Annotated in this window: 25 protein-coding genes; 10 read left to right on the top strand and 15 right to left on the bottom strand. The window is 38.0% G+C overall.

The window, feature by feature from the left end; translation table 11 throughout:
• Window positions 1-177: 177 nt before the first annotated feature.
• Window positions 178-915: an IS21-like element helper ATPase IstB gene (gene istB / locus KHA90_RS16570; RefSeq protein WP_213303051.1), complete on the bottom strand. Its 738-nt coding sequence runs from the start codon at window positions 913-915 to the stop codon at window positions 178-180.
• Between the two features lie 12 nt (window positions 916-927).
• The gene (istA, locus tag KHA90_RS16565; RefSeq protein WP_213303048.1) at window positions 928-2,481 is read right to left on the bottom strand and encodes an IS21 family transposase; all 1,554 of its coding nucleotides are present in this window, start codon (window positions 2,479-2,481) and stop codon (window positions 928-930) included.
• A 597-nt stretch (window positions 2,482-3,078) separates the two neighbouring features.
• Here istA and KHA90_RS16560 point away from each other — a divergent pair.
• The 6 genes from KHA90_RS16560 to KHA90_RS16535 all read left to right on the top strand — a co-directional run bounded on the left by KHA90_RS16560 (window position 3,079) and on the right by KHA90_RS16535 (window position 8,139).
• A complete protein-coding gene (locus KHA90_RS16560) occupies window positions 3,079-3,813 on the top strand; it encodes an SDR family oxidoreductase (protein WP_213303045.1) in 735 nt (244 codons plus the stop codon).
• Window positions 3,814-3,938: 125 nt separating this feature from the next.
• Complete coding sequence (locus KHA90_RS16555) at window positions 3,939-4,871, top strand: hypothetical protein (protein WP_213303042.1); 933 nt, start codon at window positions 3,939-3,941, stop codon at window positions 4,869-4,871.
• 208 nt (window positions 4,872-5,079) lie between these two features.
• Window positions 5,080-5,598 carry a GNAT family N-acetyltransferase gene (locus tag KHA90_RS16550; RefSeq protein ID WP_213303039.1) on the top strand — a complete coding sequence of 173 codons (519 nt, stop codon included), beginning with the start codon at window positions 5,080-5,082 and terminating at the stop codon, window positions 5,596-5,598.
• Between the two features lie 192 nt (window positions 5,599-5,790).
• On the top strand, window positions 5,791-6,252 hold the full coding sequence (locus KHA90_RS16545; RefSeq protein WP_213303036.1) for a VOC family protein: 462 nt from the start codon (window positions 5,791-5,793) through the stop codon (window positions 6,250-6,252).
• A gap of 361 nt (window positions 6,253-6,613) precedes the next feature.
• Window positions 6,614-7,477, top strand: coding sequence for a helix-turn-helix domain-containing protein (locus KHA90_RS16540; protein WP_213303034.1), 864 nt, complete (start codon window positions 6,614-6,616; stop codon window positions 7,475-7,477).
• A 74-nt stretch (window positions 7,478-7,551) separates the two neighbouring features.
• On the top strand, window positions 7,552-8,139 hold the full coding sequence (locus KHA90_RS16535) for a DUF417 family protein (RefSeq protein WP_213303031.1): 588 nt from the start codon (window positions 7,552-7,554) through the stop codon (window positions 8,137-8,139).
• A gap of 358 nt (window positions 8,140-8,497) precedes the next feature.
• On the opposite strand, the gene KHA90_RS16530 is transcribed toward KHA90_RS16535, so the two are convergent.
• The 3 genes from KHA90_RS16530 to KHA90_RS16520 all read right to left on the bottom strand — a co-directional run bounded on the left by KHA90_RS16530 (window position 8,498) and on the right by KHA90_RS16520 (window position 11,483).
• Window positions 8,498-9,298 carry an SDR family oxidoreductase gene (locus KHA90_RS16530; protein ID WP_213303028.1) on the bottom strand — a complete coding sequence of 267 codons (801 nt, stop codon included), beginning with the start codon at window positions 9,296-9,298 and terminating at the stop codon, window positions 8,498-8,500.
• Between the two features lie 215 nt (window positions 9,299-9,513).
• Complete coding sequence (locus KHA90_RS16525) at window positions 9,514-10,425, bottom strand: helix-turn-helix domain-containing protein (protein WP_213303025.1); 912 nt, start codon at window positions 10,423-10,425, stop codon at window positions 9,514-9,516.
• 59 nt (window positions 10,426-10,484) lie between these two features.
• Window positions 10,485-11,483 carry an MBL fold metallo-hydrolase gene (locus tag KHA90_RS16520; protein WP_213303022.1) on the bottom strand — a complete coding sequence of 333 codons (999 nt, stop codon included), beginning with the start codon at window positions 11,481-11,483 and terminating at the stop codon, window positions 10,485-10,487.
• A 318-nt stretch (window positions 11,484-11,801) separates the two neighbouring features.
• On the opposite strand from KHA90_RS16520, the gene KHA90_RS16515 reads away from it, so the two are divergent.
• The 4 genes from KHA90_RS16515 to KHA90_RS16500 all read left to right on the top strand — a co-directional run bounded on the left by KHA90_RS16515 (window position 11,802) and on the right by KHA90_RS16500 (window position 14,812).
• A complete protein-coding gene (locus KHA90_RS16515) occupies window positions 11,802-12,743 on the top strand; it encodes a heme-binding domain-containing protein (protein WP_213303019.1) in 942 nt (313 codons plus the stop codon).
• Between the two features lie 5 nt (window positions 12,744-12,748).
• On the top strand, window positions 12,749-13,231 hold the full coding sequence (locus KHA90_RS16510) for a hypothetical protein (RefSeq protein ID WP_213303016.1): 483 nt from the start codon (window positions 12,749-12,751) through the stop codon (window positions 13,229-13,231).
• A 163-nt stretch (window positions 13,232-13,394) separates the two neighbouring features.
• Window positions 13,395-13,853 (top strand): OsmC family protein, encoded by a 459-nt coding sequence (locus KHA90_RS16505; RefSeq protein ID WP_213303013.1) that lies wholly within the window; start codon window positions 13,395-13,397, stop codon window positions 13,851-13,853.
• A gap of 104 nt (window positions 13,854-13,957) precedes the next feature.
• Window positions 13,958-14,812 (top strand): MBL fold metallo-hydrolase, encoded by an 855-nt coding sequence (locus KHA90_RS16500; RefSeq protein ID WP_213303010.1) that lies wholly within the window; start codon window positions 13,958-13,960, stop codon window positions 14,810-14,812.
• 132 nt (window positions 14,813-14,944) lie between these two features.
• On the opposite strand, the gene bshB1 is transcribed toward KHA90_RS16500, so the two are convergent.
• The 10 genes from bshB1 to KHA90_RS16450 all read right to left on the bottom strand — a co-directional run bounded on the left by bshB1 (window position 14,945) and on the right by KHA90_RS16450 (window position 22,919).
• Window positions 14,945-15,652, bottom strand: coding sequence for a bacillithiol biosynthesis deacetylase BshB1 (gene bshB1, locus KHA90_RS16495; protein ID WP_213303007.1), 708 nt, complete (start codon window positions 15,650-15,652; stop codon window positions 14,945-14,947).
• A gap of 2 nt (window positions 15,653-15,654) precedes the next feature.
• Window positions 15,655-16,275: a pyridoxamine 5'-phosphate oxidase family protein gene (locus KHA90_RS16490; RefSeq protein ID WP_213303004.1), complete on the bottom strand. Its 621-nt coding sequence runs from the start codon at window positions 16,273-16,275 to the stop codon at window positions 15,655-15,657.
• 108 nt (window positions 16,276-16,383) lie between these two features.
• Window positions 16,384-17,367, bottom strand: coding sequence for a type I glyceraldehyde-3-phosphate dehydrogenase (locus tag KHA90_RS16485; protein WP_213303000.1), 984 nt, complete (start codon window positions 17,365-17,367; stop codon window positions 16,384-16,386).
• Window positions 17,368-17,382: 15 nt separating this feature from the next.
• Window positions 17,383-18,147, bottom strand: a complete 765-nt coding sequence (locus tag KHA90_RS16480) for a sulfite exporter TauE/SafE family protein (RefSeq protein ID WP_213302997.1) — start codon at window positions 18,145-18,147, stop codon at window positions 17,383-17,385.
• Between the two features lie 4 nt (window positions 18,148-18,151).
• The gene (locus KHA90_RS16475) at window positions 18,152-19,066 is read right to left on the bottom strand and encodes an alpha/beta fold hydrolase (RefSeq protein WP_213302995.1); all 915 of its coding nucleotides are present in this window, start codon (window positions 19,064-19,066) and stop codon (window positions 18,152-18,154) included.
• A 48-nt stretch (window positions 19,067-19,114) separates the two neighbouring features.
• A complete protein-coding gene (locus tag KHA90_RS16470) occupies window positions 19,115-19,525 on the bottom strand; it encodes a nuclear transport factor 2 family protein (protein ID WP_213303346.1) in 411 nt (136 codons plus the stop codon).
• A gap of 91 nt (window positions 19,526-19,616) precedes the next feature.
• On the bottom strand, window positions 19,617-20,480 hold the full coding sequence (locus KHA90_RS16465) for an alpha/beta fold hydrolase (RefSeq protein WP_213302993.1): 864 nt from the start codon (window positions 20,478-20,480) through the stop codon (window positions 19,617-19,619).
• Window positions 20,481-20,491: 11 nt separating this feature from the next.
• Entirely contained in the window at window positions 20,492-21,037 is a 546-nt protein-coding gene (locus KHA90_RS16460; protein WP_213302991.1) for a carboxymuconolactone decarboxylase family protein, read from the bottom strand.
• 251 nt (window positions 21,038-21,288) lie between these two features.
• The gene (locus KHA90_RS16455; RefSeq protein WP_213302989.1) at window positions 21,289-22,122 is read right to left on the bottom strand and encodes a helix-turn-helix domain-containing protein; all 834 of its coding nucleotides are present in this window, start codon (window positions 22,120-22,122) and stop codon (window positions 21,289-21,291) included.
• A 116-nt stretch (window positions 22,123-22,238) separates the two neighbouring features.
• Window positions 22,239-22,919: a metal-dependent hydrolase gene (locus KHA90_RS16450; protein ID WP_213302987.1), complete on the bottom strand. Its 681-nt coding sequence runs from the start codon at window positions 22,917-22,919 to the stop codon at window positions 22,239-22,241.
• Window positions 22,920-23,149: the final 230 nt, after the last annotated feature.

Genomic DNA, 23,149 nt, shown 5'->3' with positions numbered 1-23,149 from the left:
TTTATATCCTGGATGTAAAACTCAGTGATGTTGACCACCTGTTTTCAATTTAAAGTGACCACCTTGTTTTGGTTTAAAGTGACCATCTAATTTCGGTGCAAAGTGAGCACCTCGATTTATTTCAAAAAACTACTTTTTTTTCGTGTGTTAGTTATTATTTCAAAGATAGATAAATAATTATCCCTTGTTTATGCTTTTTTTCTTCCTCATTGATTCCCCATGCAGTTCAACTCGGTGTGATTGATGTATTAGTCTGTCTAAGATTGCATCTGCTATAGTTTTCTCGCCAATTATATCATACCATCCCTGAACCGGGATTTGCGAGGTTACGATAATTGAGCCGCTGTTATGTCTATCCTCAATGATCTCTAAAAGTGCAATTCTGTTGTGACTGTCCAGAGACTGGAGTCCAAAGTCATCGAGTATGATAACATCCTGTCTTTGTATTTTCATGAGTTCTCTTAAGTAAGTGCCGTCTGCTTTTGCCATTTTGAGCTTTGCAAACAATTTTGCGGAGTTAAAATAGCTTACCTTATAACCTTCTATGCAGGCCTGATAGCCAAGTGCTGTTCCTAAAAAGCTTTTGCCGACACCCGTGCTTCCGGTAATTAAGATATTCTCATTCTTTTCTACAAAACTGCATTCTGCAAGCCGGAGTATAAGATTTCTATCAATGTTTCGGGACTGGTCAAAATTGATGCTTTCAATATTTGATTTGTAGTGGAAGCGAGCATTGGCAATACTCCGTTCAATCCGTCTGTTGTGTCTTTCATCCCATTCGGCATCTATTATCATTGATATAAACTGATCAAGGGTATAATGATCAGTTTTGCCGCTTTCGATAGCTGTCATGAAGGCATTATGCATTCCATGAAGCTTCATCTGCTTCATTTTCATTACGGTAGATTCATTCATTGTATATTGATTTTAGTTATAATAATTTTTCCCTCTAATATTACTGTGTTCAGGAAGATCCTGTTCCTGTTCCATTTCCTGTTCAATAGATATTTTATCCAGGCTGTTATCTAAGATGTTCTGTATAGTTTTAAAATTATAAATCTTAAAGTCCAGAGCGCGTTTACAGGCATTTACTAATCTCTCTGTACCTACTTTCTTTTCAAAAGATAATATCCCTAAACAGCTTTTATAGGCCTGCTCCGGGTGGTTCCTGCTTTCGATTATCTGCATAATATATTCTCCTACTGCCGGATCAATACTATTGGCCCAATCAATAAACCTTAAGGCATTCCATTGCGATACAAATTGATGTGTGCTTGCCAGATGTTCAGGATTTGTAGAGTAGACATAAGGCTTGGGATTTCTGATGTGAGTAGCTATGCGATTGTATTTGAAGTAGATTTCTACTGTAGAGTTTGTGTACAGCAGTTTTACTTTTTTCTTTAAATATTGATAAGGTACACTGTAATAATTCTTATCTTGGCTTAACTGAACGTGTCCATTCTGCATAACTGTTGCCAGGGACTGGTATTTAATCTCAAAGCGTTCCAGAGGAAGTGGCTGCAGTTCATGTCTTTCATCTTCAATGAAGAGTTCAAAACGAGAGTAAGGTCTTCCAGTAAGCTTCTTATTGTTATGAGCATCCAGCAGAGTCCAGATCTCCTGATTTAGGTCGTCTATACTGAAGTGTTTAGTGTCTTTTAAGTTTGCATAAATTCTTCTGTAAAGTATTTTAACTGCACCTTCAACCAAAGATTTATCTCTTGGTCTATATGCTCTTGCTGGGAGAATAGTAGTCTCATAATGTTCTGCTAAATCTGCCAGAGTTTCATTAATAGTAGGTTCGAAGCGGCTGGTTCGGATTACGGCAGATTTTAAATTGTCTGGTACTATTGCAGCAGGTGTTCCTTCAAAAAAGCGCATTGCATTCTCTACCGAAGCCACAAAATCTTCCTTTTGCTGGCTCATGGAAGCTTCCGCATAAGTATATTGGCTTGCTCCGAGTATAGCTACAAAAAACTGCACTTCTCTGATCTCTGATGTGCTTTTGTCTAAAATTGAGAGTGTCTTTCCGGCATAGTCTACATACATTTTATCACCAGCTTTGTGATTCATATGCATCACCGGATTTACTTTATTACCCCAGTCCCTGTAACGGTTTCTGAATTGCGTAATTCTCAAGCCATCGGGGTTTAAAGCGATATATCTCTCCCACATGATTTGTATGGTAATGCCGGTTTTTTTTAATTCCCGTTCCATCTGTGGAAAATAAGCGTAAAGATCCTCGATTCTTGAGGAAACAACTTCTGCTGGGCCTGGGGAAAATAGTTCGTCCAATTCGGTATCGGTTTTCTTGTTGACAGTCTCCAGGCTTAATCCAAGCACTTCAAATAAAGAAATATATTTTTTTACTGTGTTTCTGGAAAGTGATAAATACTTGCTTATAAACAGCTTGCTTTTGCCGTTACAATGCAATTTAATGACTTTTCTAATTTTATTCATGTCTAGTTTGTTATTTGCCATAGCCTGTAGTTTTTATACAGATCCATGGTTTAACAACATGAAAAAGAAGTAGTTTTTTAGTGGTCAATTTGAACCGAAACCAGCTGGTCAGTTTAAATTGAAAAGTGGTGGTCAGTTTGATCCGAAAGCTGTGGTCACTTTATGCTGAAAAAGCGTGGTCAGTTTGACCGTTTTTTCCAATCCATAACATATAATTTATTTGGGTCTGATGTGTCGAAAAATCCATACGAGTGATCGTCCGGATTAAAATATTCCTACATCAAAAACTGTTGTAAAATTAAGAAATCAGAGATTTGTGGCAAAATCGTGGCACATGGATATTTTGTAATCTAGAAATCCAACAAAAGCAAGGTATGGCGAGTTTAGGTTCGAAACGTGTATTAGAAAATCACCCGTTAAATACTGAAACCGTTTTTTCAATAATCAGAAATACACCAATCAGGGAAAAATGGTTAATACAATGGGAAATATAGCCTAACCTTACACCCTCCATATGTTGCAACTTTGTGATTATAATAGAGTTTAGCAAATTGAATTTGCAAGTATGTAATCAACACACAAATAATATCAAATTAGTCATTATATAATCCAGAAAAAATGAAATCACTAGTCACAAAAGTAGCTTTGGTTACAGGAGGAAATAAAGGAATTGGCCCGGGAATTGTCAGAAAACTGGCAGACAGCGGAGCTACTGTTGCTTTTACGTACTTTAAAGGAACCGCGAAAGCCAAGGTCCTTGAAGCTGAAATTATAGAGAGTCGTGTAGAGGCAATTGCCATTAAGACCAATACTTCCAACAATGAAGAAATTAAAGCTGCAATCGATCAGATAATTGCCAAGTACGGCAGGATTGATATCCTGGTAAACTGTGCAGGATCCCTAATTCCCAAAAAAACACCCCTCGATGCAAGTGACGAGATTTTAGCCAGAATATGGCAGCGAAGTCTTTTCGGTGCAGCCCAGATGGTCAGCCAGCTGACTCCCTATCTCTCAGAGGGCGGACGAATTATTACTATCGGCAGCTGCGCTGAGCAGCACTCGGGTTTTGTAATTACAGGCAATTATGCCACAGCACGGGAAACACTGGCCATATACACACGTTACTGGTCACAGAAACTGGCCAGAAAAAACATTACAGTCAACATAGTTCAACCCGGCCTGATTGATACCCGACACATCAAAGGGATTCCAGACCGGATACTGGACACCGTTGCACTTAAACGTTTTGGAAAACCGCACGATGTGGGCAATATTGTCTCTTATCTGGCAAGCAAAAAAGGCAGTTATATCACCGGAGCCACATTTACTATTGATGGAGGATTGTATGTATAAGTACCATCATAATTAAAATAATAAAATAAAAACAGGAATGAATAATCCATCAAATAACGTGAAAGATCCATTTCAGGGATCTTTTTTATGTTGGAGATTTGAATTGTATTTAAATAAATAATAAAATGAAAACTTTTTATAACAATACCGCACTGATTGCCTCACAATATCAAATTAAATTTTATACCGTAGCCTATGGACTTATACTGCTAATGACGGCAGTCGCATTGCGCTTTAAGGACAAGGAAATTATTTTGCCGGAACTTGCCGCCCTCTCAATTGGATGTTTCATGTACAAAAAAAACACATGGACCGCAAAACCCTTTCATTTATTTTTGATACCGTCCCTAACAGCATTCATTGGTTTTTTTATAAATCAGTTAGAAATTAATATGGCCGTCAAAATAGTATTGACCCTAATTGTGATGATGGCCCTTTTGTACTCAATAAAGAGCAGTCTAGCACCGGCACTTGCAACAGGACTGCTGCCTATTGTAACAAACTGTGACTCCTATATTTTTCTATTTTCCATACTTCTTTTTATGGGATTGCTTGCCATTTTTGCAGCCGTATTTTTCAAACCTGAAGCTTCCCAAGCTCCTGCCCAACAGCAACCAAAATCAGTTCTGGCAGTTCTGGTATTTCTGGCTGTATTGATAATATGGGTAATGATCTGCTCTGCTGCGGGCATTATGCAGATCGCCGCGCTTCCTCCAATAATTGTACTGGCTTATGAACATATAGATAAAAAGATGTTTGGCGCCGTTATGTTGTACAAAATGGTTACTGTATTGGTGCTGACAGCTTTTGTTGGAGCTCAAAGCTATTATTTTCTGGATAATTATCTACTGGCATCTGTTATAAATTTGATCGCTGTAACCATTATTTTGCATTACCTAAAGATGAAAATGCCCCCTGCTTATGCCATGGCAATGCTCCCTATGGTCCTGCCTTCTTCGTCTCCAGTTCATTTCGCCCTTAACACAGCGGTAGCGGCAACTGCAATTTTAGGAACTGTATATATCCTGATAAATAAAACAGCTGTCAAGCTTTCGTAATAACGCTACTAAAATCAGAGAGAATAATACATTGAAAAGTAATTGACCTTTACATTAATTTAATTACAGTAAGCTTGAATGGCACCCTTAATATATGCCCGAATGTCATGAAAGTAAAGCAAACCTTCCTCTTTTCAGATTATAAAATACGACTTGGATGGCCCAATATATTTTCTCTTAATTTTTATAACTTCGTATCTTCAGACCAATGCAAAATAAAAAACTTTTAAACACTACAGCAAAACTTATGGTTGAAATTATGGAATTTAAAGCGGGGGACCAGAGCCTGGTGCGCGAATTTGTACTGAATATACAAAACGGCGAATTTAATCTGGGATTTACAGAATCAGATCAGCCTGACCTTATTGATACAGAAAAGTTTTATCAGTCCGGGAATTTCTGGACGGCCATGATAAACGGAGACATTGTAGGTACAATAGGCCTGCAAAATCTTGACAATCATAACGGAGTACTGCGAAAAATGTTTGTTCTAAAGGATTACAGAGGTACTGAACTGAGGATTGCACAGGTGCTTTTTGATGCACTGCTTGCTTTTTCGAAAAGTATCAACCTGAAGGTCATCTGGCTTGACACCCCCGGCATTGCAGTTGCCTCGCACCGATTCTATGAAAAAAATGGTTTCCTTCAGACTGATAAATTGAATCTGCCTGAAAAGTATTTGTTTCCCGATAAAAACTCGAAAATATATAAGCTCGAAATACAATAGCACTATAAAAAGGCAAGGATATATAGACCTGCAGGTTTAAAGACAATGAAGCTGTTTTTTTATATTGCTCTTGATATAAATCAATTCTTTTCCTATCAAATGTCAAGCAGTAAAAAGATATTTTCCCGGAAATTTGCACTTTAAATAAAACACTTTACAGGTACTTAATTAATAACTTAATTTTTTTTAAAAATGGAAAACACTTCACTAAATAAAAATGGCCTTGCCTCTTTTTCTCTTTACAATGTTGCTTTTACCGTTGCTGACTTAGATGCGTCGATCGAATGGTACAAATCTATTTTCGGTTTTGATCTTGTAAGCCGAGTGACCTTCACTATTCCAACGGGATCTGCAGAGACAGCTATTATTAAAGCCGGGGAACTTCGTCTCGAACTTTTGCAGGTACCAAATTCAAAACGAATTGAAGCGCTTTTTGCAGAAGCCCCGCAACACCTGGACACAATCGGAAATAAATCTATTGTACTGCAGGTGAATGACCTTGCTGCAGCCTCACAGGAGCTTGAAGAAAAAGGAGTGACATTTGTTTGGCGTGAACTTTATATCGCAGGCGACAAAATGCTTTGTACTATGATTCAGGACGTAGATGGAAATAAAATAAATATTTTCCAGACCAATACCATCATAGGGAACTAAGGACTGGGAATATTTTATTAATAGCAAATAGTAAAAAGCTGTACCACAACGGTGCAGCTTTTTAATTTTGTATATTGATCAGGCTTTGCCTGCCAGGGTAATTATAAAGTGTCTGTCGCATGACCGCCCACAGGACATCTGCCTTTCAAGCCTTTTAGGTTCCTTTATGGCAAGGAGAATTTTACTAACTTTGCCAAAAAATATTGTTATTCTGCCTTATCTAATCCGGCACTAAAAAAAGGCCCGATAAAATGGACAGTAAAACTAGCATTATTGCCAGGAGAAGTGAGATATAATTTTCTAAATTTTTATCATCCATCTTCATAAGATTTAAAAAACTGTCATCAAAGAGCATCAAAGTATGAATAAAGTATTTTCAGAAACAGGAAATGTACTCTTAGGGCTTGACCACCCTGAGGATAATAAATTAGTTTCACCTTCCCAATTTTCAGAATATACGATACTGGTAATAACAGAAGGTGAAGGCACATTTCATGCTGATTTTGCTTCCTTTGCATTTGCGGCTCCTGTCATATTATTCTCAACACCTCAGCAGTCTATTTATATCAAAGAAACCAAAGCTGTAAAATATGCCATGCTGCAGTTTCACAGCGATTTCTATTGCATTGAATACCATAGAAATGAAGTAGCCTGCAATGGACTGCTTTTCAATAATATTTATATGGAGCCGTCATTGAAACTTGCCCCCGAGGAGCTTGGCTCCTATATGCAGCTAGTCAGTCAAATCAGCGATGAATTCCAACAGCCTGATCCATCGGATATTGTCCTTAGGGCATACCTTCAGCTTTTCCTTGCCAAATCCAGCAGCATTAAAATTAAAAGTATAGAGAAACAAAAAGTATTTAAGAATGACAAAATGGATCTGTTCAAACAGCTTCTTGAAGAAAACTTTCTTACCCTTCATAAACCAAGTGATTATGCTTCGCTTCTGGCAATGACGCCAAATAACTTTACCAAACAGTGTACCAGACGTTTTAATAAGACTCCTTCCCTGCTGATTCAGGAGAGACTAATCCTTGAGGCAAAAAAGCAGCTGCATCTTACAAGGCTGAGCATAAAGGAAATTGCTTTTGGACTTATGTTTCAGGATGAATATTATTTCAGCAGACTGTTTAAAAAGATGACTAAAATTTCTCCACAGGCCTTTCGTAATACCACAGGTATTTCAATAGTGGCAGATTTGTCTATCTCAAAGCATTATTGATCCATTTCAGCAGAGCCCTAAGCCCTGTAACTTTGTACTGTTAATTATCAAAACATAATTTAAAAAACAAAGTAATGAAAAATACCTTTTTAAATACAATAGCAAATCTTGATAAGGTCGGGAAATCCGTAATTCGAGCTGGAATAGTGATTGTTTTCCTTTGGATAGGCGCCCTTAAATTTGTTCCCTACGAAGCAGACGGAATTGTTCCCTTTGTCGCCAATAGCCCTTTTATGTCGCGTTTATACAACCATCCTGAGCAATATAAAGACCATGTCAATAAGGAAGGTGAACTGATTGCTGAGAACCGCCAGTGGAATATCGAGAACAATACCTACGGATTTTCACATGAATTGGGTATATTATTAATTTCTCTTGCCTTTCTAGTAGGCATCCACCGCTGGGCACCCCTTGAGAGCATGTTTGGAAGCATCCTTGTATTTATACTAACACTTGGAACAATGTCATTTCTAATTACAACTCCCGAGAGCTGGGTGCCTCATTTGACCGATCAGCAGTATGGATTTCCATATCTATCCGGCCGTGGACGTCTTGTCTTAAAAGATGTAGTGATCATGGGCGCTTCTATAATTACCATGAGCGAATCGGCCGCCCTTTATCTTAAAAATAAAGCAATTATCGCTACAGAGAATATGCTGTAGTCTCCCGATTAAAGTAAAATACATTAACAAGGATCTATGGAAAATATTCTATAGATTCTTTTTTTATGTCTTTATCAAGGAAAAAAAGTCAAGTCTTCTTCAATATATCGGTTTGTAATCGCTATTTTCTAAGCCCTAAGCTAAGTTTCTTCTGTACTCAATCGCTTAAACTCCAACTTATAATTTTTCCTATCATACAAATCCATAATAGTCGTCAGGTATAAAAATTCTTCTTTGGTTTGGATATAAGCATGATACTCCAGTAATTATTTTTTTTTTTTTTGTATTACATTTTTAAGATGAATAAAACAGCGTCCCAAATATTTAAGACGCTGTTTTATATAAGCACTAATGATTTTTATTTAAGTTGAAAAACGTTGTTTTTCATGTGGTTCATGTACTCACCATCTGCCATACTGGTTCTTGCTTTTATCCATGCTTTGGAATCTTCTCCTGATTGGTAACGTAAAGTGTCTGTATCATCTGTAGCTGCCCCGAAAACTACTTCTGCAACAGCATGTGCGGAAGTAACACCTTCAGCCAATCTTGAAATGCTTTTAGTTACGTTTTCCGAAAATTCATTATATGATTTCAATTCAGGATTTAAAGCAAATTTTTCGCCAGATGTAATGTGGAAAGGGGTGTCTACTCCTCCCGGCTCCACCAATTTCAAAATAATATTTTGTGAGGCTAATTCGTAAGATACCGATTCTGAAAATCCTTCCAATGCAAATTTAGAAGACATGTACGTTGATATCAGAGGTAAAGTTATACGTCCGCCTGCAGAACTTATATTGATAATCATTCCCTCGTTTTGGCTTCTGTAATAAGGGACAATGGCTCTCATTACATTCATAACACCAAAAACATTGGTTTCAAATTGGGCACGGATCTGTTCGGGGGTAACAGACTCAAAAATACCGTACTGTCCGTATCCAGCGTTGTTGACTACCAGATCTATTTTTCCAAATTTTTGTAGACCTTCTGCAATAGCATTTTTGATGGTTTGCTCATCACGAACATCCAATTTGGTAACCAACACATTGTCTAAAAGGGATAATTCCTGCTCTTTTTCAGGTGTACGCATTGTAGCGATTACGTTCCAGCCATTTGCTGAAAAATGTTTTGCTGTAGCTTTTCCTATTCCCTGTTGATGCACCAGTAATTAAAATTGTTTTCATAACTAAAAAATTTAATGATTAATTTATCGCACAAAGTTCGCTAAGAAACAAGGGACAGAGATAACTAAAATCAAAGCATTAATGGCAAAAATCAAGTATGCCGTTTTTTTAGCACTGTTTCTTTAACCATAATAAATAACCAATCAAAGATCTTTCTTAGGGTGCATGTAATCACTGTTTCTTTGAAATGAAACTAAACTTTTTTCTGTATGCGAAATTCTAATGGAGTAGCACCTGAATTTTTCTTAAAGAATTTCACGAAATGTGTGGGTTCCTTAAAGGCCAGTCGATAAGCAATTTCTTTAACACTTAATTCGCTGGAATTGAGGAATAGTTTTGCTTGGTCCATAATTTGGTCGTGGATCAACTGTAAAGCCGTACTTCCCGTAACCCGTTTAATTATAGCATTAAGGTGGTTGGGATGTATTGCTAACTGTCCCGCAAAATAAGTTACGGAACGGTTTTCGAATTCATCAAGGTCTGAAATATCGGCAAGTAGTCTTTTGAAGCGACCGAGCCAAACCTGATCTTGTTGGAACGATGCCTGGGCAATTTCAACATCTACTTTAGAACGAGCCTCATATAATCGTTTTACCTGTAAAAGTAACGTTTGTACGTAAGAAACAATCAGAGCAAATCGATCGTTAACATCGGAATGGTATTCTTCATGTATTTTGTGATATGTAGCCGAAAGCCAAGGCACATCTGTTTCTTCAATTTCGAATGGGATTGCTTTATCTAATTGCAGGAAAGGAAAATCGTGTATGATCTGAGCCATCTGTTTGTTTTTGATCAGAAATTTTTCTGTAAACATAACGAACCAGCCTTTGAGTTCTCCCGGATGTATATTCCATGCCAAGACCTGATGCGGAGATTTGAACAACATGAACGGCGTTTTAGGATTTAATTTCCAAAGCCCAATATTAATTTCCAAACCAATATTTTCATAAAGGCTTACCGCATAAAACTTATGACGAAATTCAGGCAAAGGCCCTGAAAAAGTATTATAGTAATCCTCAATGCGCATGACAGTAAAATCCTCATCGATGGGCAAGGGGACATTAATATACTTGGAAAAGGCGATTAAATTATCAAATTCCTGCATAGTATTACTTCTTTTAGACTACAACAAAGTTATATAATTTGTTAATCATTAGCCAAATATTACTCCCACCATTTTTGATTGGGATAAGCGCGTCCAACAATTACAAGCTGGCCAATGAGTGGCGTAGTTATCTCCAAATTTAACTGTTTGTTTTTTTGGAGCAGCCTAATTATTGGTTCATTCCATGAATGGTGTGCTAATGAAAATTTTCCCCAGTGTACGGGCAGTAATACTTTAGCGTTTAAATCTATTGCTGCCTGTGCTGTCTCTTCGGGCATCATGTGGATGTTAGGCCAGTTTTCATTATACTGGCCACATTCCAAAATAGCTATATCGAAGGAACCGAATTTGTCTCCAATGTTTTTGAAATGGGTATCATAACCAGAATCCCCTCCAATGAAAATCTTGTATTTCCCAAGTAACAACACATAAGACGACCAAAGGGATTTATTTTGTACCAAACCCCTCCCGGACATATGTCGTGCAGGTGTTGATATGAGTTTGATGTCTGGAGCAAGAATTTCGGTATCCCACCAGTCCATTTCGGAAATCCGCAGGTTATTGACATGGCAATTCTTTACCGATTTGCCTACACCAAGCGGAACATAATATGTTCTTATTTTTTTTCTTAGTTTCCTGATGCTGCGTTTGTCAAGATGGTCATAATGATTGTGTGTAATGACCAGCGCATCTATGGTAGGCAAATCGGAAAACTTGTAAATATCGGTACCCCGATAAGCCTTAACCAATCCAGGAATCGGGGAAGCACAACCGTTCAAAACCGGGTCGACCAGGATATTGAATCCTTTATAGTGAATTAGATAAGAAGAATGTCCAAACCATATAATAATTGGAGCATCAGAATTCAGTTCTTTCAGATTGGATTTCATAGTCGGTAAGATTCCCGACGGCTTACTGTTTTTGGAATTCCTAAAATACGCTAGCAAAAGGTCTGCATAGGAAGCACCCTTCTTAATGACTCTAGTTTCAGACAAGTTTAAAAACTTTCCATTTGGAGAGCTAGCTGAACATTCTATCGTATTATTATTATTTTTCATACTGAAATCGTTTAAAGTCAAGGTCGCAAATCGTTGATATAAAGATTAAGAAAGTGGTTGTTAATTTTAAGGCAAAGTTCGCGCAGGAATCGAACACATTGGTAACGAAAATCAAAGTAGTAATGACAAAAATCAAAGGAATTTTGTCCTTTCAAAAAGTTTGAAAGGAAACTTGTTGAGTGTCTTATTTAAGAAAAAAAGTTAAGCAATAGGGAAAATTAGTCTAGTGTCTGAGAGAAAAACTATTGCAACTTTGTAGTATTATTAACGACTGATTATAGTTCTAATCTATTTAAAACAATCTTAAAGAAGTACAATATGAAAGCATCATCTAAAAGAAAATTACTGCCTGTAATCGCTCTTTTTATAATTGTCTTTATCGGAATCCAGTTTATAGGAGAAAAAGTAGACCACCCTGCTGTTACCGGAGAAATTAAGGCACCAAAAGAAGTGAAACAGATCTTGGAACGTTCGTGCTATTCGTGCCACTCCAATGAAACCCATCTTGAGTGGTTTGATGAGATTGCCCCGGCTTCCTGGCTCGTGCAGAGCCATGTTAAACACGCAAGATTGGGAATGAATTTCAGCCAGTGGGATACCATGACCGAGATTGAGAAAAAAGGCAAGCTTTGGCAATTATACAATTTTGTCGCCGCGGATCATATGCCCAAAAAAAGTTATCTCGCTGTGCATCCTGATGCCAAAATAGAAAAAAAGGATTTGGATGTTCTGAGAAATTATGTGCTCTCGCTTACCAGCTCCAAAATTAATGATACGTCCAAAATAAATAGTTTTAATAAACAGTACAAAGAGCTTATATCACAGAATGCCTCCAAAGAAATACCAAAGGCCCCCAATGGAATTCCATTTATAGCCGATTATAAAAACTGGCAGATAATAAGCACCAGTGAGCGTTTTGACAGCGGTACCATGAGAATCATCTATGGCAACCCCGCAGCGATCAAAGCGGTAAAAGACAAACAGACTAATCCTTGGCCCGACGGGGTTATTATGGCCAAAATTGTTTGGACTCAGCTTAAAGATGAATTCGGGGAAATAAAGCCCGGCGAATATAAATACATACAGTATATGATAAAAGACAAGCGCAAGTATGAAAAAACACAAGGCTGGGGATTCGCCAGATTTGACAATCTTGACAATAAACCTTTTGGGAAAGAAGATTTTGAATATTCCTGTATCAACTGCCACATGGTAGTAAAAGATCAAGATTATGTATTTACACGTCCAATTAAACAATAGTGACCATGAGAAAATTCATTTATATCACCAGTGCAGTTCTGGCAGCACTTATTTCTTCCTGCCATAAAAATGCCAGTACCATCAATGAGTCGGCATCTTTTCCAAGTGAATTTAAGTTCCTTGATTTGAATTTAAAAGTACTAACCACTATTATAAATACAAACAAAAAGACAACAGCGGTGCTCTACGGAAATGAGCTGGCTTTTAAGAGAGCTGCTGTGCACGATAGCATTCGCACAGCCGGGGAACAATATGTTTTAGTTACCTGGTCCCAGCAGGCTAATCCGGACTGGTTCGGCTCCAAGATCCCTTATGAGCTGGTCTCCGTTGACGTTGTTAAAATACTTGCGTCAGATAAGGGTATCACAAAAACAGAGCACAAAAGGTACATTGGAAAAAATCTAAGTCCCTCAAAAGATACTATTGGACAAGCAGCAGTAACCGCATATATTTTGGCTCAGAAGCCCGCCATTGTTCCTGATCTCTGATTGGGGTCAAATAAAGGGTATCGCGAGGGAAAAACGTTTAATATTCGGGAAAATTAGTCTAGTGCAAGACCGGTAAACTATCGGAACTTTGTACTGTCAATAAAGCAAATCCTTTTAAGTAAGGTTTCTTTAAGTGAACAAAATAATTTAAAATAAAATAAAAATGGCAACTAAAATTAATATCAAAAATTTACCTTCAGGTTATCAGTCTATCATTACAAATGGTAAGCATACAGTTATCGGCGATGAGCCTACAACCAGCAAAGGAACAGATCTTGGCCTCTCACCAACTGAACTTGTCCTAAGCGGACTAGGGATGTGCAAAGTGGCAACAGTGCGATACATCGCACGTAAAAACGGATGGGAGATCAGGGACGTAAATGCTGAACTTTCTCAGGTGGTGCAAAAAGGTGAAAATGGAAAACTTCTTACCACTGTCCAAACCCAAATCAATATCGAAGGTGATATAACAGAGGAACAAAAGCAGGAGCTTTTAAAACAGGCCAATGCATGTTACGTACACAGAATGATTGAAGGGGACTGGAATATTGAAGGCGTGGAAGAGCTTCAGGAAGTGAACGAGCTGAATCACCAGGAAAAAGATCCGCTTTTCAAGATGTAATCTTATCTATGATAATGCAGTAAATGAAACAGTCAGCCTGCTGATGAGATACAGTTATCAGGCAGGCTGCTTTTTTTATTTGAGAATCAATAAAAACATATGTTATGAAAACAAAAATATCACTAGTGCTCATCGCTGTTCTTTGCCTGTCTGCAAGAGGTTTTACGCAAGTGAAAAAAGAGATCCAGTGGATTGGGGGGCCAACCTATATCCTGAAGCTGGGAAGTTTTAAAGTTTTAACAGATCCGATGCTTGGACCAAAAAGCAAGGAGGCATTTCGAATTAAGATCCATCCCACAACCGGAGAACCAAATGCCGCCATTGAACGTTTTTCTGATCCGGCTGAATTTGACAGGTCTAATATAGACCTGCTTTTAATCAGTCATATGCATCCCGATCATATCGATCCCGCTGCAGTTGAGATCTTGGACAAAAATCTAAAAACTATAACTACTGCTCAGGGCGTTGCGACCATGCAGCGGTGGGGATTTACAAATGTTGGTGCATTAGAATGGAGCGATACTCTGACGCTGCAAAAAGCCGGGGAATCCCTAAAAATTACAGCCGTAAAATCCATGCATGCCCAGGAACCCTTAAATAGCGAACTCGGTAAAGGAAATGGATATATAATCGAGTACAGTTCGGGTAAATCCTTTTTCAGGATCTACTGGACCGGGGATACGGTCTGGTTTGATGAAATTGCTTCTTATACCAAATATGGCAAAATTGATTTATTAATTCCCAATATGGGAGCCCCCGGCAATGGAAAAAGAGGCCTTGATGCCCTTCAGGCTTTAAAAATTATTACCGCTCTTAATCCTAAAAAAATAATACCAGTGCATCATACGACTTTTTCCCATTATGCCGAGCCGATCTCTGTTTTACAATCCGAGCTCTCAAAAACAAAATATAAAAAAAGGCTTCAGCTTGTACCCCTGGGAGTACCCGAAAAAATATAATACGTTTTAATTTCAGAGGCAATTACCTTGCCCAGCAATAAATTTAAATGCGCCCAGAGAGAGAATTCTTCCCTTTGGGCGCATTTCTTAATTATATAACTTTGCGTCTTTGCTGTCTAAATCCGTTTTCTGCTATATAAGATCCATTAAATCTTTTGTCCCGATATATCGCTCACAAGTAAAGCCTTCTGCATACTTTACCCCTATCGCACGGCCAAAAATCTGATTGGTGCTTTCAATCTGTTTCAACAGATTTAGTATTCCCACAGCACTTGGATCCGCTGCTGTCAAAAACTGGGTCTCATAAGCCTTGATCACTTCTGTTTTTTGATTAAAAAAATCACTGATATCAACAACGACGTCCGGCTTAATAAAATAATCCTGGATATAATTATAAACTGCCCGTGACCTCCACTTGTGCTGCGCCTTTCCCTGGTGATAAGTTTCTATTTTTCTGAGTCCGGATAGAAATGAGGCTTCCCTGATCAGATCGGCTGCCTTTTTATGATCACTGTGACGATCAAAAACAGCATTGGCCAAAATTATTTTAGGCTGGTATTTGCGAATAATCTCAATTACTTTGAGCCTGTTTTCATGCGTATTTTCAATATTGCCGTCCATCAGGTTTAACTGCTCTCTTGCAAAAAGACCTAGTTTCTTTGAGGCTTCTGCTGCCTCCTTATTTCTGGTGTGCTCATCGCCAAAGCTGCCGAGCTCCCCTTTGGTCAAATCCGCAATAACAACTTTTCCCTGACGGCTAATAGTCTTTAAAATGACTCCCGCTGCTGCACATTCCACATCATCGGGATGTGCCCCGAATGCTAAAATATCAATACTCATATCTAATCTTCTTTAATTCCAAGTTTTTCCTCCAGTATTTTTACCTTGTTCTCCAAACTTACGATGTATTCTTTCTGGGGCATCAGTGCCTCATCAATCTCCTGGGTTGTATAGCGCGGGGTAATATGCTGGGGACAGTTCCAGTCGTATGCCTGAATCTCGAATACCATCATTCTCTCGGGACGGAACTTATAGTCTTCGGGCTTGAGCAAATCGTATAACTTTTGATCGGTTTGAAGATCTACAATCTTTGCCTTGGCATAAAGTTTTAGTCTGGCGCGGTGCGGATAGGAAACCATAATGATAGCTACATTGTTATTGGTGGCGATATTTCCAGTGGATATATATTGTCTATTTCCCACAAAATCCACAAATCCAATGGTTTTATTATCAATGACTTTTATAAAGCCCTTTGGTCCTCCGCGATGCTGTATATAAGGATATTCATTCGCTCCGAAACTTGCCATGTAAAAACTGTCACGGTCCTCTATAAAATAAATTTCATTATCGGTAAGTCCGTCAACCACCGACATTTTTTCCATTCTGTCATAACCATTTCTGCTTCCCTGTTTTTCCTGCAGGTCCTTAACAGCATCTGTAAAAGCTAATTGTGCATAGTTCATAATTAAAGATTTAGTTGTTAGAATTTTTATAGTACAAACAAATTGCAAGGCATATCAAATCCTAAAAAATAACCCTCAGGTTATTTTTTAGGATTTAAAATACTTGTTTTATAATTCCTGAATCTGTCTGATCATCTGATTGGTAAATCCCCACTCATTATCATACCATGCCATAACTTTTACCAGATCCCCATCCACTACTCTTGTCATTTCCAAATCTACTGTCGCCGCATAGGGGCTTTTGATAATATCAGTTGATACCAGTGGCTCATCGGTAACAGCTACAACTTTCACATAACGCTCTGTTAAAGCTTCTTCGGATAATATGGCGTTGATCTCCGGGGCTGTAGTATTTCTTTCAGTTACAAAAGTAATGTCGGAGATAGAACCAACAGGAACCGGAACCCTTACAGCTACACCGTCAAATTTGCCGGCATACTCGGGCAGCGCTTTAGTGGTGGCAATTGCAGCTCCTGTGGCTGCCGGAGCCAGATTTATACCAGCGGTTCTTCCCATTCTTGGCTCTCTTTTAGAGGGAGCATCCATCAGAGTCTGAGAAGCAGTGTAAGCATGTATCGTATTTAAAATAGCTTTCTTTATTCCTATCCTGCGGCCTAAAATCTCGATTAGCGGACTGATATTATTAGTGGTACAGCTGGCGCAGGAAAAAATGGAAACTTTACCTTCCGCCGTATTCACCCCATGTACTATTGTGGGTGTATCCTTAGTCGGGCCTGAAATCACAACAAATTTAGCCCCCGCCAAAAGGTGTTTTTCAGCATCTGCTTTATTGGTAAAAAAACCGGTGCTTTCAATAACTACATCCACCCACATCTCCTTCCATGGTAGTTCTGCCGGATCTTTTATAGAGGTATATCTTATCTTACGCTCGTCAATTAGAATATGATCACCTTCAAAAGTTACTTTTTTGTCGTATTTCCCGTAGATACTGTCATATTTTAGGAGGTAAACAGCATTTTCAATACTCATCAGATCATTAATTCCCACCAGTTCCAGATCCGGAGATTCCAATATGACTTTTAAAGACGCTCTCCCAATTCTGCCAAAACCATTAATTGCAATTTTTTTCATCTTATTTATTTTTAATTATTTAGCTATAAAAAAATACAGGGTTATTACTCCCCCTATAATGATTATTATCTTTTTTAAAACATCCTGATTTACTTTACGGGTCACAGCCGCCCCGTAATATCCCCCAATAAGGGCTCCTGCAATCATTACTATAGTGAAATACCAGTCTATAAAGCCTGAAAATAAAAGTGTAAAAGCTGCGATACCGTTGTTTACAGCAACCATGAGTACTTTAAGCCCATTCATTTCATTTAAATTTTTCATTCCGTAAAAGGTAAATACGGTCAGTACCATCATTCCCATGCCTGCCCCGAAATAACCTCCATAAATGCTCAGCGCCAGAAGGGCTGTAAATTTTTTATGATCATATATAAAACTGTTTTCGGCCTGTGTTTTGGACTTAAAATATTCCAGAATTTTAGTACTGAAAGAAAACAGCAGCCAGGAAAACAAAAGAAAGTAAGGCACAAGAAACTCAAAGGTTTTTGATGATGCCACAATTAAAAGCATAGCGCCCAGGAAACCGCCCAGCCCCGATATGGAAAGCAGGTAAACCAAACTGCGTCTGGATGCTTTGATATCTTTTTCAAATGCCTTGGCACTTGCCATATTTCCGGGCCATAAGGCAACAGTACTGATAGCATTGGCATTCACAGGAGCTGCCCCTGCAAAGACAAGACTTGGAAAAGCGATAAACCCTCCTCCTCCTGCAACTGCATTGAGAACACTTCCCGCAATAGCGGCTAAAAATAAAAGAATCTCAGTAGCATACTGTTCCATAAATTTACATATTAAAATTCAGCTTCCAAAAAGCAATAATTTCGCGGGCTATTTCTGCGCCGAATTCCTCAAGGGCAAAATGTCCCGTAGGATAAAAAATCAATTTAGATTCAGGTATGTCCCTGTGCAGCATCTCTGCTCCCTCTTTCTTAAAGACCTCATCATTCTCACCCCATACTATAAGTGTTGGTGCCTGCAGTTTTTTAAGTGTTTCCTGCCAGAGCGGATACAGTTCAATATTGGTTTTATAATCTCTTTTCAAGCTGATCTGAATTGCTTTTACACCTGGTCTTTCGAGCAGAAACTGATCCAAATAATACGTTTCAGGCATTATTTTAGCCTTATTTTTAGTCCCGTTTAGGTACTCCCAGCGGGTATACTCAAGTTCAAAATATTTATTTAATTTCAAATCACTCTCATTGGAATTGTCGTCGTACAATTTTTTTATTTCTTTGAGTTTGTCCCCTACTCCTTCTGCATAGATGTTACCATTTTGAAATACAATCATCTGCACCATGTCCGGATTTTTGACGATGTTGCGCATCAAAATTGGAGCACCGTAATCAAAAAGATAAAAGCTTGCCCTTTGGATTCCAAGTTCATGTAAAAATTTTGAAACTAATTCCGAATAATTCTCAAAAGTATATTCGAACGCATCGGCACCGGGAATACTGCTGAATCCGAATGCAGGCAAATCGATTGCTATAACTCTGAAATATTTGGCCAGAATGGGAATTATCATCCTGTACATTCTGGAGGAACTAGGATATCCATGCACTAAAAGCAATACATTTTCATTTGACAATCCTGCCTCCCTGTAACCGATCTGCAGTCCATCGACAAGAGCGTAATGATAAAATACGCTGTAATCTACATATTCATAATCCTGAGGTCCATTCCCAATTATTGCTGCTGTCATAATAGATATTATTGGAGGTTTTACAAATTGAAATTGTTTTGCATTTACTTACAACCTTCTGTCCTTCTCTTGAATTTCAAGATCGTTGATACTTGCAAATCTTCTTTGCATAAGCCCGTTTTGATCATATTCCCAATTCTCATTTCCATAAGCACGGAACCATCTGCCATCAAGAGTCTGGTATTCGTACTCAAAGCGGACAGCTATCCTGTTTTCGTAATGTGCCCAGTACTCTTTCTTTAACTTATAATTTTTTTCCTTTTGCCATTTTCTGGTCAGCAGCGCTATAATTTCCTGCGTACCATTGACAAATTCACTTCTGTTTCTCCATTCGCTGTCTGGTGTGTAGCCCTTTGCAACCCTTTCCGGGTCCATACTGTTCCAAGCATCCTCAGCAAGCTGTATTTTTTCCAGAGCTGTCTCCAGAGTAAAAGGCGGAAGCGGATATTTTTTTTCCATGAGTTTTGATTTACCTGTTTGATATTTAATTATAAAATTCATTGTGCACACCCTTGTAAGTATTGCACAATGAATCTATTATTTGAATTTATTATTTTACTTTTCTGGCAAGAAAGTCACTGATCAGGCTGCCAATTTCTTTTCCATAGCTTTCCAAAGCAAAGTGCCCCGTATCAAACAAATGAAATTCAAGATTCTTAAGGTCTTTTTTGAACGCCTCTGCCCCAACTCCTGGAAAAATATAGTCATCCTTTCCATAGACAACTAGAGTTTCAGGCTGATAGTCTCTGAAATACTGCTGCCATTTTGGATACAATACCACATTGGTCTGATAATCATAAAACATTGCCAATTGAATAGCTCCATTTTCCGGACGCTCCAGGTGTCTTAAATCGATTTCCCAGTTGTCAGGAGAAATAGCACTTACATCGGGTACACTGTGTGTATACTGCCATTTTAACCCGTCTGGATTGTGGAAAGTTTTAAGCGTGGCCTCTGCTTCTTTATCATTAACATTTTTCCAGTATGCTTTGATCGGATCCCAGAATGCTTCCAGTCCTTCATCATAGGCGCATCCGTTCTGAATGATTAAAGTATCAATTTTTTCAGGACTGGCACTGGCTATTCTAAAACCAATAGGTGCTCCGTAATCCATCAAATAAAGGCTGTATTTTTGTATGTCAAGCTCACTTAAAAGCGTGGTTACTATGCTGGCCATGTTTTCGAAAGTGTAATCAAAATCTTTCATTGGTGGCTGCTCGCTTCTTCCATATCCTGGATAATCCGGTGCAATTAAATGATATTTGTCTGATAAATCTGCAATCAGATTTCTAAACATATGAGAAGAGGTTGGGTAACCGTGCAGTAATACTAAAGTAGGTTTGTTTTTATCTCCTGCTTCGCGGTAGAAAATTTCTACTCCATTAATTTTTCTGGTGTTATAAGTTGTTTTCATAATATATTGAATTAGTTTTTATTAATTGGTTCAAGTTTTGGAAAATCAATATCCGTTTTAGCGGCATTATTGAAATAATTTGTAAAAATGCTTAAGGCTACCGAGGCTATAACTTCAGCAATCTGCGTATCACCGAATCCCGCTGCTTTAAATTTATCCACAGCGTAATCTGAAACATTACCTTTAGTATCCAGCACCGCTTTGGCGAACTCCAGTACTGCATTTGTTTTATCGTCTGAAGAAATTCCTGATCTTGCCTGATCCAGAACTACTGCATCAAGACCAATTTTCCCTCCTATAAAGCTGTGTGCTGAATTACAATAATCACAGCCATTTTCGTTTGCAACCATCAGTGAAAGAAGCTCTCTCACTTTAGGGTCAAGACTCGCGCTGTTTAAAGCTGTGCTAAGTCCTAAATATCCATTGAGTACCGCCGGTGAATTTCCCATTGTTCTCATCATATTGGGAACCATTCCCATTTTTCCTTTTATTGCAGTAAATAATTCTTTTGATTTCCCATCGGTTTGGTCTGGGTCTAAAGCTGTTAATCGTGCCATAATCTTAAATTTTAAATTGGTATCTGTTTTTGATTGTCATTATCGACAGTACAAAGGTGCAACACTTACAAGGATGGCTGTTAGTCAGATTTTCCCGAAGAGTTAACCATTTTTCCTAAATGCAGTATATTATCGGTATCAGGCAAATTTAAGTTCATGCCCATTTTAGGAATTGGGCTGAGAAGTATTTAAAATGAACCAAAAAAAAAGTGTCCAATGGGGACACTTAGTAGTATTAATTCAAATGGGCTCTAATTTAGTTTTAGTTTTTCCCTGTATTGCATTGGAGAAATTCCCTCCCTGTTTTTAAAGAATCGGCTGAATGTCTGAATATCTTCATAGCCAAGATCATACGCAATTTCTTTTATTGACAGATTCGTATAATTGATCTGTCTTCGGGCATGAAGCATAATCCTGTCATGAATAATGCTGATGGGCGGACGGTTGGACACCATCGCAAAAAGATTAGACAGTGTTTTAGGAGACTTGTTGAGTTTGGATGCATAAAATGCAACATCATGATGCTTAGAGAAATGCCCTTCAACCAAAAAATTAAATTCCCTGATTATATCTACCTGACTTTTTTCCAGGTTCGCATAATTATCCGATTTTTTTAGGCTTCGTGCACAAAAAATTAAGATCTGCTTGAGGATTGACTGAAGCATATCCTTCTGAAGACTGTCGCTGGAGGACATCTCATAGGAGAAGTTTTCCCAATAATTTTCAAGAAACTTAATTTCGTTGTCTATTATCTTTACAATAGGGACACCATTGGCACCAAAGAACAATAATCCTTTGCTTCCCACCTCATTATCATGATTGATCGGACAGAAAAAAGGTTGATTCCACCTGATGAACCGCACTGATTCCAGATTTAAACTGTCTACTTTATGGAATTCGGTCAGGAAGACAACTTCATTCCTGCCTAAATTATATTCAACCTTATCAATTATAATATTCATGTCCTGCCCATTATTCCAAAGCAGGGTCATATCGGTATCTCCAGATTTATAGATTATATCTTTATTGAAATCATTTAATTCCTGAAGGGTCAGAAACTCTTTGCTGTCGCCGTTGAAAATCATAACTGCAGATATTTAATTTTAAAGTCAAATTTAAAAAAAATTGTATCCGAAATACCATTATAGTTTTATTTATTTGATTTAGTAATACATAATTTTGGTAGAACTCCCCAAGCGTTTTATAGCTCTATTGTACTGCCTATAGACGGGAGATAAAGCTTCAGGCCTTCCTCTTTAAACTTTTGATCAGCCCTTTGATGGTCCATGACAATAAAACCGAAAGTATCATAATGAACACCCAAGATCTTTTGGACACCGGTAAGTTTAGAGGCTTCAACAGCTTCTTCTATTCCCATGGTAAGTCCGTCGCCTATAGGAAAAACGGCAAAATCAAGTGGAGTAAATTTCGGGATCAGGCCCATATCCACAGTTAGGGCTGTGTCTCCGCTGTAATAGAAATTCCCATCAGCTGTGGTGAGTACAAAACCGCAGGCAATGCCTCCATAACTTCCATCACTGAAACTGCTTGAATGCTGGGCTGTGACGCATTTTGCAGAACCAAAATCCAAATCCACTTTTCCTCCAGGATTTATGGGATAGGAGTTTTCAATTCCTTTTTTCAGCAGCCAGTTATAGATTTCAAAATTGCCCAATACCTTTGCCCCGGTATTTTTTGCAATTCTCTCCACGTCAAAAATGTGATCATAATGTGCATGGGATAAAAAAATATAATCTGCCTTGATAAGATCCACGTCAATATCTTTTGCAAGATCATTTGGAGTAATAAAGGGATCAAAAAGAATATTTTTCCCCCCGGCAAACACTGAAAAGCAGGAATGCCCATAATAAGTTACCTTCATAGTTATAAATTAAAGTGTTAATAATCGAACAGATGAGTTTAAAGTTCAGCAGGTTTAATTTGTGGAAATATGGTACACTAAATTTAAACATAAATACCTGAATACCAAACAAAAAAATCATTACTTAAAATAAAAGCGATCTTAACTGCACAAAGGCTCAAAATGTAATGACCTTCCTAATTCAGTCTCAATGCTTCCCTTGCTATTGATATATGTCAATAAATAATTTA

This window comes from Flavobacterium psychroterrae, from assembly GCF_018380615.1.
Lineage (GTDB): Bacteria > Bacteroidota > Bacteroidia > Flavobacteriales > Flavobacteriaceae > Flavobacterium > Flavobacterium psychroterrae.
Note: the sequence above shows the minus strand (reverse complement) of the source record. Positions and strands in the feature narration are given on the sequence as shown.